The organism is Pseudomonas sp. 2VD (assembly GCF_005503585.1).
In the GTDB taxonomy this organism is placed as follows: Bacteria; Pseudomonadota; Gammaproteobacteria; order Pseudomonadales; family Pseudomonadaceae; genus Pseudomonas; species Pseudomonas aeruginosa.
Map to the genome: position 1 here is coordinate 1 of NZ_SCND01000230.1, position 9,920 is coordinate 9,920.

Annotated in this window: 10 protein-coding genes and 2 pseudogenes; 4 read left to right on the forward strand and 8 right to left on the reverse strand. The window is 66.4% G+C overall.

Annotated elements, in window-relative coordinates; translation table 11 throughout:
• Together FFS27_RS33685 and FFS27_RS21770 are read right to left on the reverse strand one after the other, a co-directional pair.
• Positions 1-174: pseudogene (locus FFS27_RS33685) on the reverse strand (hypothetical protein); the annotation flags it as partial.
• A gap of 275 nt (positions 175-449) precedes the next feature.
• On the reverse strand, positions 450-983 hold the full coding sequence (locus tag FFS27_RS21770; RefSeq protein WP_021263658.1) for a ferritin-like domain-containing protein: 534 nt from the start codon (positions 981-983) through the stop codon (positions 450-452).
• A 295-nt stretch (positions 984-1,278) separates the two neighbouring features.
• On the opposite strand from FFS27_RS21770, the gene FFS27_RS21775 reads away from it, so the two are divergent.
• A complete protein-coding gene (locus FFS27_RS21775) occupies positions 1,279-3,348 on the forward strand; it encodes an AsmA family protein (RefSeq protein WP_003110936.1) in 2,070 nt (689 codons plus the stop codon).
• Position 3,349: 1 nt separating this feature from the next.
• Here FFS27_RS21775 and brlR read toward each other — a convergent pair whose 3' ends face one another.
• Positions 3,350-4,162, reverse strand: coding sequence for a c-di-GMP-binding multidrug transporter transcriptional regulator BrlR (brlR, locus tag FFS27_RS21780; RefSeq protein WP_003095496.1), 813 nt, complete (start codon positions 4,160-4,162; stop codon positions 3,350-3,352).
• 146 nt (positions 4,163-4,308) lie between these two features.
• Between brlR and FFS27_RS21785 the strand changes: the two genes are divergently transcribed.
• Positions 4,309-4,716 carry a Rho termination factor N-terminal domain-containing protein gene (locus FFS27_RS21785; RefSeq protein ID WP_003095492.1) on the forward strand — a complete coding sequence of 136 codons (408 nt, stop codon included), beginning with the start codon at positions 4,309-4,311 and terminating at the stop codon, positions 4,714-4,716.
• A gap of 43 nt (positions 4,717-4,759) precedes the next feature.
• Here the strand turns inward: FFS27_RS21785 and osmE are convergent, their stop codons facing one another.
• Together osmE and FFS27_RS21795 are read right to left on the reverse strand one after the other, a co-directional pair.
• The gene (gene osmE, locus FFS27_RS21790; protein ID WP_003095488.1) at positions 4,760-5,104 is read right to left on the reverse strand and encodes an osmotically-inducible lipoprotein OsmE; all 345 of its coding nucleotides are present in this window, start codon (positions 5,102-5,104) and stop codon (positions 4,760-4,762) included.
• An 88-nt stretch (positions 5,105-5,192) separates the two neighbouring features.
• Positions 5,193-5,732: an MOSC domain-containing protein gene (locus tag FFS27_RS21795; RefSeq protein ID WP_021263659.1), complete on the reverse strand. Its 540-nt coding sequence runs from the start codon at positions 5,730-5,732 to the stop codon at positions 5,193-5,195.
• 154 nt (positions 5,733-5,886) lie between these two features.
• Between FFS27_RS21795 and FFS27_RS21800 the strand changes: the two genes are divergently transcribed.
• Entirely contained in the window at positions 5,887-6,303 is a 417-nt protein-coding gene (locus FFS27_RS21800; RefSeq protein WP_003095479.1) for a PsiF family protein, read from the forward strand.
• A 174-nt stretch (positions 6,304-6,477) separates the two neighbouring features.
• On the opposite strand, the gene FFS27_RS21805 is transcribed toward FFS27_RS21800, so the two are convergent.
• Positions 6,478-7,743, reverse strand: coding sequence for an Hsp70 family protein (locus tag FFS27_RS21805; protein WP_003095476.1), 1,266 nt, complete (start codon positions 7,741-7,743; stop codon positions 6,478-6,480).
• A gap of 207 nt (positions 7,744-7,950) precedes the next feature.
• Here FFS27_RS21805 and FFS27_RS21810 point away from each other — a divergent pair, with 207 nt between their 5' ends.
• On the forward strand, positions 7,951-8,814 hold the full coding sequence (locus FFS27_RS21810; protein ID WP_003121125.1) for an isocitrate lyase/PEP mutase family protein: 864 nt from the start codon (positions 7,951-7,953) through the stop codon (positions 8,812-8,814).
• A 6-nt stretch (positions 8,815-8,820) separates the two neighbouring features.
• On the opposite strand, the gene FFS27_RS21815 is transcribed toward FFS27_RS21810, so the two are convergent.
• A complete protein-coding gene (locus FFS27_RS21815) occupies positions 8,821-9,567 on the reverse strand; it encodes a hypothetical protein (RefSeq protein WP_003095466.1) in 747 nt (248 codons plus the stop codon).
• Between the two features lie 100 nt (positions 9,568-9,667).
• A pseudogene (locus FFS27_RS21820) lies at positions 9,668-9,920 on the reverse strand (hypothetical protein); the annotation flags it as partial.

Genomic DNA, 9,920 nt, shown 5'->3' on the forward strand with positions numbered 1-9,920 from the left:
GTCCTTGTGCAGGCGGTCGATGGTCTGCTCGCTGCCGTTGTCGGCGATGCGCAGTTCGACGCTGGACATGTCCTGGTGCAGCCGGTCGATGGTGCGGCTGGAGCCATCGGCGGCGAAGGCGGCGTTGGCGGTCAGGGTGGCGAGGGCGAGGCCGAGGATCAGGGAAGCTTTCATGGCGGTGACTCCGAGTGGGTTGTTGGTTGCGTTGGAGTCATTTTCAGTTCGGATAAATCGATTTAAAAACGAAGTGCGATGATAGTGTCTATCGATATTGGTGATTATATTTTTTCTTATTATTTATCAGTAAGTTAATTGATTATTTTTGTGATTTCGCAGATTTCGTAAAGGATAGTTAGCTTTTCTCTATTTAATCGATAAATTGGATAAATAAGGTGAAAAGAAAAGCCGGCGCTGCGGGCGCCGGCTCTCGGACGGGTCTTGCTCTGGAGTCAGGCGAGGTCGTCGAGGATGTCGGCCATGTCGTCCGCGTGTTCTTCTTCCTGGGCCAGGATTTCCTCGAAAATGCGTCGGGTGGTGGGGTCGTCGTTACCGAGGTAGGTGATGATCTCGCGATAGCTGTCGATGGCGATGCGCTCGGCGATCAGGTTCTCGGTGACCATGTCCTTCAGGGTCTTGCCTTCGACGTATTCGGCATGGGAGCGCTCCTCCAGGCCGCGCGGATTGAAGTCCGGCTCGCCGCCCAGTTGCATGATGCGCTCGGCCAACTGGTCGGCATGCTGCATTTCCTGGTTGGCGTGCTCGAGGAACTCGGCGGCGGCGATGCTCGCCTTAAGGCCGGTGGCCATGAAGTAGTGGCGCTTGTAGCGCAGGAAGCAGACCAGCTCGGTGGCGAGCGCTTCGTTGAGCAGGCGCAGGACGGTCTGGCGATCGGCCGAATAGCCTTCGGTGACCGCGCCTTCCTGGATGTTCTTGCGGGCACGGTCGCGAAGGGTCTGGACGTCCGTCAGGTGAACGGTGGTCATCGGTTTTCTCCTTGAGGCTGATCCGGTGAAAAGGGCCGGCTCTGCGGCCGGCTTTTTCTGCTTACCTAAGGTGTGAGTCCCGCGCGGTCGAAAAAGTTTTATCGACCCGCCGCCGAACTGGCCTTTTGCCTGAAATGCGTGGGACGGGGAGCAATGCCGGCGTTTCGCCGGTCCTAACGGAACGGGCCGGCGTATTCGCGCTGGCGAGTCCATGGGCCAGCCTGCACACTGACGGGCTGAGCGAGGCGCGCTGCCGCGCCTGCCCGACAACCGACGCGGCGAAAAGGAGTTGTGCATGACGCGCGGCCGAAAGATCCTGACCTGGAGCCTCGCCAGCCTGGTCCTGCTGCTGGCGGCGTTGGTGGTGTTCATCGCCACCTTCGACTGGAACCTGATCAAGCCCACCCTCAACGAAAAGGTCTCGGCGGCGCTGAACCGCCCGTTCGCCATCAACGGCAACCTCGCCGTAGCCTGGCGCCGCGAGGAGGGCGAGGAAGGCTGGCGCGCCTGGATCCCCTGGCCGCGCTTCAGCGCCGAGGACATCACCCTCGGCAACCCGGAGTGGACGGCGGGCAAGACCAAGGCGAGCGAGTTCGCCAGCCTGGAACGCATCGAATTCCGCCTCGCGCCGTTGCCGTTGCTCTGGCAGACCATCCGCATTCCACAGATCAAGCTGACCCAGCCGCGCGCCGACCTCCTGCGCCTGGCCGACGGCCGCGCCAACTGGGATTTCGACCTGCCTGCCAGCGACAGCGACGAGCCGTCCGCCTGGCAACTGGACATCCGCGAGATCGGTTTCGACAAGGGTAGCGTCAGCCTCGACGACCAGCGTTTGAAGACCCGCCTGGAAGTGCTGGTCGACCCGCTCGGCAAGCCGGTGCCGTTCGGCCAGTTGGCCGGCAAGGCGCTGGCCACGGGCGATGCGGCGAACGCCCAGGACTATGTGTTCGGCTGGAAGGTCAAGGGCACCTACAAGGGCCAGGCTCTGGCCGGCTCGGGCAAGGTCGGCGGGATGCTGGCGTTGCAGGATGCGAGCAAGCCCTTCCCGCTACAGGCCGAGGTCAGTGCCGGCAGCACCCGTGCCGCGGTGGTCGGCACCCTGACCGACCCGCTCAACCTCGGCGCCCTCGACCTGCGCCTGAAGCTGTCCGGGACCAGCATGGCCAATCTCTATCCGCTGACCGGCATCACCCTGCCGGACACTCCGGCCTACTCCACCGACGGACACCTGCTGGCGCGGCTCAAGGAGGAGGGCGGCGCACTGTTCCGCTACGAGAACTTCAACGGCAAGGTCGGCGCCAGCGACCTGCACGGCAGCCTGACCTTTGTCGCTCGCCAGCCTAGGCCGAAGCTGTCCGGAAAGCTGACCTCCGAGCAACTGCGCTTTGCCGACCTCGGCCCGCTGATCGGCGCCGACAGCAATGCCGAGAAACAGAAGCGCGGGCAGACCAGCCGCCAGCCGGGCGACAAGGTGCTGCCGGTGGAGGAATTCCGTACCGAGCGCTGGCGCGACATGGACGCCGACGTGGAATTCACCGGCAAGCGTATCGTCCACAGCGACCAGTTGCCGATCAGCGACCTCTATACCCATCTGGTGCTCAACGACGGCCTGCTGCGCCTGGAGCCCCTGCGCTTCGGCGTGGCCGGCGGCAAGCTGGAGTCGGACATCCGCCTGGACGGCGGCAAGCAGCCGATGCAGAGCCGAGTGAAGATGAGCGCGCGGGGCTTCAAGCTGAAGCAGTTGTTCCCCGGCTTCGCGCCGATGCAGACCAGCTTCGGCGAGCTGAACGGCGACGCCAGTCTCAGCGGCAGTGGCAATTCGGTGGCGAAGATCCTCGGCGGCGCCGATGGCGAATTGAAGATGCTGATCAACGACGGCGCGATCAGCAAGGGCCTGACCGAAATCGCCGGCCTCAATGTCGGAAACTACCTGGTGACCAAGCTGTTCGGCGACGACGAGGTGAAGATCAACTGCGCGGCCGCCGACTTCGGCCTGCAGAAGGGCCTGATGACCAGCCGGCTGTTCGTCTTCGACACCGAGAACGCGCTGGTCAACGTCGACGGCACGGTGAACTTCGCCAACGAGAAGCTCGACCTCGATGTCACCCCGCACAGCAAGGGCCTGCGGATCTTCTCGCTGCGCTCGCCGCTGTACGTGCGCGGCACCTTCGCCAAGCCCGACGCCGGGGTCCACGCCGGGCCGCTGGTGGCGCGCGGCGCGGGAATGATCGCCCTCGGCGTGGCGGTGGGCCCGGCGGCCAGCCTGCTGGCTCTGGTGGCGCCGAGCAAGAGCGACGACAACCAGTGCACCGCCCTGCTGCAACGCATGCGCCAGCCGGCCAAGGCGCCGGCCGGCAAGCGCTGAGTCAGTAGATGGGGATATACAGGTCGACTTGCGAGTTCGGATCCAGCGGTCCGCGGAAACGCTGGTCGTAGTATTCGAAGTCGACCCCCGCCTTGGGCTCCAGGCCGCGTTCGGCGAGCAGGTGGCTGTAGATCGCCTGGAAGCTCTCGGCGATCTGCGGCGCCGTGCCCTTGTGGGTGAACACCGCGTACTTCTGCGCCGGCACCTGGAAGCGCACCATGCCCTCCGGCACCGGCCAGCCTTCCTGCACCTCGAAGCCGGCGACGTAGTGGAATTCACCGTTGGGCTGCTGCGCGCAGATGCCATAGGAGACCTCGGGATCGTGCTTGCCAGCGATCTCGTGCTCGCGCGGGATGAAGCGCTCCCAGAGCTGGCCGATGGTGTCGCCGGGGGCGCTGCCGAAGTATTCCATGCCCACCACGCTGAAGGCGGGACGTTCGACGATTCGTGCATGCATGTTGCGGATCCTCCAGTGGGCGAGCGTCGCCAGGGTTCGGTCGAGTTCCGCCAGCAGGCGCTGGCGGGCGCTTATTTCTTCGCGCAGGGTGTGCTGGTGTCGTTGCAGGAAATGCCGCAGGCGTTGCGGGTCGTCCAGCGCGCCATCGCGTTTCAGGCGGTCGATGGCTTCCAGCGGAACGTCCAGCCGGCGCAGCGCGAGTATGCGCGAGAGCTGCTCGATCTGTTCCGGCTGGTAGTAGCGGTAGCCGTTGTCGCTACCGGTGCGCGCGGGGACGAACAGGCCGATGGCATCGTAGTGGCGAAGCGTCTTGGTGGAGATCTCGAAGATTCGCGCCAGTTGGCCGATGGTGAGCATTTCCGGTTCCTGCTGCGGGATAGCGGCAGACTACGGATTGCCCCTGGGGCAAGGTCAAGGGGTTTGTGCCGGTGCGCACTTTCTCTGAACGTCCGCCGTCGCCTCCCGGTCCCAACAGTGAACCCATCGCAAAGGGAGATATCCCCATGCCCCGTGGCGACAAGAGCAAGTACAGCGACAAGCAGCAGCGCAAGGCCGAGCACATCGAGGAGAGCTACAAGGCCAAGGGTGTGAGCGAATCGGAAGCCGAGGCGCGCGCCTGGGCGACGGTGAACAAGCAGTCCGGCGGCGGCGAGCGCAAGGGCGGTTCCGGCCGCGCCAAGAGCGAGACGGCCAAGCGCGCCGACCGCAAGGACTCGGCCCATCGCGCCGCCCAGGCCCGCTCAGGGAGACCGGCCAACCGCGGCTCGGCGAGCCGTGGCAAACGTCAGGGCAGCACCTCGGTGAGCGAGATGACCCGCGAGGAATTGATGCAGCTGGCGCGCAAGCGTGACATCCGCGGTCGTTCGACGATGCGCAAGGCTGAACTGATCGAGGCCCTGTCCCGGGCCTGAACGCAGACGCCCCGCCTCCGTAAGGAAGCGGGGCGTCGAGCCGTCAGGGGCGGGCGTCGCGCTCGTGGCGGTCCAGCTCGGAGCAGCTCAGGAAGCCCGAGCCGTCGACCTTGCCGCTGCCGTCGAAACTGACGTAGAACGGCTGCTGCTGGCCGTCCTTATTGAGGATGTAGCTGTTGCAGCTCCCCGGTTTCATCAGGCGCTTCTGGGTGCCGGAAGGCGTGCCGCCGATGCGCAGGACTTCCTGCTGGCTCATGCCTTTCTCGACATCCTTGACCAGCGGTTCGTTGCGGAAGGTGATGTAGTTGACCGGGTTCTGCACCTTGGTCGACGCGCAGCCGGCCAGGGTTGCCATCACGAACAGTGCCGCCAGTGACTGCTTGTACATGCTGTGACTCCTTGTGGTTGAGCGGTGCTTGCCAACATTGGAACGCAGGCCCTCGCGCAGAGTTCGCCCGGAATCGCGGCGGATTGCCTCAGACCTTCTCCAGGGCCCGGTGCGGCAAGGGTGGCAGCTGGATATCGATGGCGTCGCCGGGGCGAACCTCGCCGTCTTCCAGGACGATCGCCATCACCCCGGCCTTGCGAATCAGGTTGCCCTGTTCGTCGCGGCCGAGCACGGCGGCGGTCAGTCCGGGCTGGTAGTTGTCCAGCTGCGAGCAGGGATTGCGCAGGCCGGTCAGCTCGACCAGGGCGCTTTCCCCCAGGCGCAGGCGGGTGCCGGTGGGCAGGCCGAGCAGGTCGACGCCACGGGTGGTGATGTTCTCGCCCATGGTCCCTGGGCCGATGGCGAAGCCGCTGGCGCGTAGGTCGTCGTGCAGTTCCTCGTGGATCAGGTGGACCTGGCGTAGGTTCGGCTGGGTCGGGTCCTGCCGCACCCGCGAGCGGTGCTTCACGGTGACGCCGTGGTGGGCGTCGCCCTCGACGCCGAGGCCTTTCAGGAGGCGGATGGCGGGACGCACTTGCTTGCTGAACGCGTGGGTGGCGCAGAGGCTCACCGCGATGACCTGTTGCATGGAACTCCTCCTCGTGCGAAGCGTCAGTCTAGCCGCGAAACATGACGCTTGTCGCAAGCGCACAGGACGCGTTCCCAGCCCCTGCAAAGCCCGCCGCAGTCGCTAGACTTCAGCGCACCTGCATGCGAACGTGCAGCCCTTCAAGGAGAGTTCGATGAATATCCTGCGTATCCCGATGTTCGTATTGGCCATGGCCGTCTCGGCCCATGGTTTCGCTGCCACCGCGCAGCAGGAGAAGATGACCGCCTGCAACGCCGAGGCCACCACCAAGGCGCTCAAGGGCGACGAACGCAAGGCGTTCATGAGCGGCTGCCTGAAGGCCGGCGCGCCTGCCGGCGGCAAGGCCACCGCCCAGCAGGAGAAGATGAAGAGCTGCAACGCCGACGCCAGCGCCAAGTCGCTCAAGGGCGACGAGCGCAAGGCATTCATGAGCAGTTGCCTGAAGGCCGGCGGCAGCGCCAAGGCGGCGACCCAGCAGGAGAAGATGAAGACCTGCAACGCCGACGCCACCGCCAAGGCGCTCAAGGGCGACGAACGCAAGGCGTTCATGAGCACCTGCCTGAAGAAGTGAGCCCCACCCTCGTCGGGCTCGGTGTGGCGGCGGATAACGCCTGTGGCGTTATCCGCCCTGCGGACGGGTGTGGCGTGGTCCTGGCGTAGGGCGGATAACCGCTCGCGGTTATCCGCCATGGCGGGCCCGGTGTGACCTTATCCCCCTATAGGGCAGGGGCACGACCAGGGCGGCTCAGCCATAGCGCTTCTTCGCCTCGATGGCCAGGCCGCTGCCGATGCTGCCGAACAGGTTGCCCTCGACATGACGGGCGTTGGGCAGCATCGCCGAGACGCTCCGGCGCAGCGCCGGAATGCCGCTCGAACCGCCGGTGAAGAACACCGTGTCGACCCGGTCCGGGTCGACCCCGGCCGAGGCCAGCAGTTGCGCGACGCTGTTGCGCACGCGCTCCAGCAGTCCGTCGACGGCGTTCTCGAACAGCCCACGGGTCAGCTCCACGCCGAGCCCGGCCTCGATGCGCTCCAGCGAGAGGTGCAGGCGCTCGGTTTCGGTCAGGCGGATCTTGCTGTCTTCCACCTGCATCGCCAGCCAGTGCCCGGCGCGTTCCTCGATGAGCCTGAAGAGGCGGTCGATGCCGGTGCTGTCGACGATGTCGTAGCGCATGTTCTTCAGCGCCAATTGCGACTTCTGCGCGTACACCGCGTTGATGGTGTGCCAAGTGGCCAGGTTCAGGTGGTAGCTGGTGGGCATGAAGGCGTCGCTCTTCATCCGGCTGCCGTAGCCGAACAGCGGCATCACGCCTTCCAGGCTGAGCTGCTTGTCGAAGTCGGTACCGCCGATGTGCACGCCGCCGGTGGCCAGGATGTCGTCCTGGCGCTCGGCCAGGTTGCGCCGCTCCGGCGCCAGGCGCACCAGGGAGAAGTCCGAGGTGCCGCCGCCGATGTCGACGATCAGGACCAGTTCCTCGCGCTGGATGCCGCGCTCGTAGTCGAAGGCCGCGGCGATCGGTTCGTACTGGAAGGAAACCTCCTTGAAGCCGAGCTTGTTGGCCACCTGCACCAGGGTGTCCTGGGCCTCGCGGTCGGCCTCCGGGTCGTCGTCGACGAAGAACACCGGGCGACCCAGCACCACCGCGTCGAAGGCTTGCCCGGCGGCGGCCTCGCCGCGCGCCTTGAGCTGGCCGATGAACAGGCCGAGCAGGTCCTTGAACGGCAGGGCGCTGCCGAGCACGGTGGTCTCGCTCTTCAGCAGCTTGGAGCCCAGCAGGCTCTTCAGCGAGCGCATCAGCCGGCCCTCGTAGCCCTCCAGGTACTCGCCGAGCGCCTGGCGGCCGTAGACCGGGCGGCGCTCCTCGACGTTGAAGAACACCACCGAGGGCAGGGTGATCTTGCCGTCCTCCAGCTCGATCAGCGGTTCGACCTCCGGCCGCCACCAGCCGACGGTGGAGTTGGAGGTGCCAAAATCGATGCCCAGGGCGCGGGCGGCGGTGCTCGGGTTCATGGCGCGAAACGGTCCGGGAAAAAAACGGCCGCGCAGTGTATGCGAGAGCGTCGCGGATTTCACCGCCGGCGATCGGCAGGAAGCGTCCTGGTACGTCCGTGCGGGCCGCCCCGACCTTTGTATACGGATTTGCCAAGGGGCCCGCGCATGGTGCTATGTTGGCGCTGCTTTCCCACTCCGTCTTGCCGTGTTGTCCTGGATTTCGTCATGCATAGAGCCTCACACCATGAGTTGCGTGCGATGTTTCGCGCGCTGTTGGACTCCTCCCGTTGCTACCACACCGCTTCCGTGTTCGATCCCATGTCGGCGCGCATCGCCGCCGACCTCGGCTTCGAGTGCGGCATCCTCGGCGGTTCGGTGGCTTCCCTGCAGGTCCTGGCGGCGCCGGACTTCGCCCTGATCACCCTCAGCGAATTCGTCGAGCAGGCCACCCGCATCGGCCGGGTGGCGCGCCTGCCGGTGATCGCCGACGCCGACCACGGCTACGGCAACGCGCTGAACGTAATGCGTACGGTGGTCGAACTGGAGCGCGCCGGAATCGCTGCGCTGACCATCGAGGACACCCTGCTGCCGGCGCAGTTCGGGCGCAAGTCCACCGACCTGATCTGCGTCGAGGAAGGCGTCGGCAAGATCCGCGCGGCCCTGGAGGCGAGGGTCGACCCGGCGTTGACCATCATTGCCCGGACCAACGCCGAACTGATCGACGTCGATGCGGTGATCCAGCGCACCCTGGCCTACCAGGAAGCCGGCGCCGATGGCATCTGCCTGGTCGGCGTGCGCGACTTCGCCCACCTCGAGGCGATCGCCGAGCACCTGCACATCCCGCTGATGCTGGTCACCTACGGTAATCCGCAACTGCGCGACGACGCCCGCCTGGCGCGGCTCGGCGTGCGTGTCGTGGTCAACGGCCACGCCGCCTATTTCGCCGCGATCAAGGCGACCTACGACTGCCTGCGCGAGGAGCGCGGGGCGGTGGCCTCGGACCTGACCGCCTCGGAGTTGTCGAAGAAGTACACCTTCCCCGAGGAGTACCAGGCCTGGGCCCGCGACTACATGGAAGTCAAAGAGTAGGCGACCTCAGGCCAGGCGCTGGCGCAGCGCCTGGTACAGCGGCAGGTCGCGTTCATACTGGCCGGGAACCAGGGCGTGGCGGTGCTCGGCGAGCATGCCCAGGTAGTCGTCCACCGCCGTGCGGTAGCTGGCCAACTGGTCGGTGGCCAGGGGCTGGCCGGCCATGGCGCGGATATCGAAAGCCCATTGCAACCCGTCGCGGGCGTTCGAATAGGCGGCGCCGTCCATGCCGGCGGTGAGCGCCAGCCACTGGTCGAGGAAGGCCTGCGGTGCGTCGCGCGGGGGGAAGTGGCGGATCTTCGCGGCGCCCACCTCGGTGATGCCGTCGCCGTCCAGGTCGACGCTGTAGCCTTCCGGCAGCAGCAGGTTGCGCGCGCCTTCCTCGCTCAGCGCCTCGACCCGGATCGGCTCGGCCAGGCCCATGTTGCGCTGCAGCGCCTGCAGGTCGTCGGCGCCCAGGCGGGCGAGGAAGCCGCGGGCGTCCAGTTGCGCGCCGTTTTCGCAGGCGCGGTTGAGCACATGGGCGAAGCGCAACTGGTCTTCCAGGCTGACGCCGCGCACCCGGCTGTATTCCAGCTGGGTGGCGCCGAGGGTGTCGGCCAGCGCCCCGGCCTGCTCCGCGCTGCCTTCGGCGGCGACCGCGAGGCGCGCGTAGGCGGCCTGGAAGTCGCGCTGGAAATCCTGGTCGGGAGTGCGGGTCATCAGCTGCCGCTGGGCCAGGCTCGGAGAGCTGGAGGCTGAGTCGATCTTCATGTCCGGGTCGTCCTTGAGGCCGAGGAGAGAGAGCGCGTTACCCTACGCGCTGGTGGCGGCGCCCGCCAATGCGCAGAAGGTCGCAGGGCGACAGTCTGGTTCAGGATCGCCCGGAGCGCTCGCGTCGCTTGCGTTCGCGGTAGGCGGCCTGGTTGGCCAGGCGCCGCTGCGCCGAACCGGGGCGGTTGGCCGACTGGGCGCGGTACAGGCGCTGGGCGTAGACCAGTTCCATGTAGCGTTGCATCGCCCGGCTGTTGAACAGCAGCCAGGCACAGGCGCCGCCGCCGAGCGCCACCAGGCCCGACGTCTCGCCGCTGGCCAGGCGCAGCAGGAGCCCGGCGCCGACCAGCAGC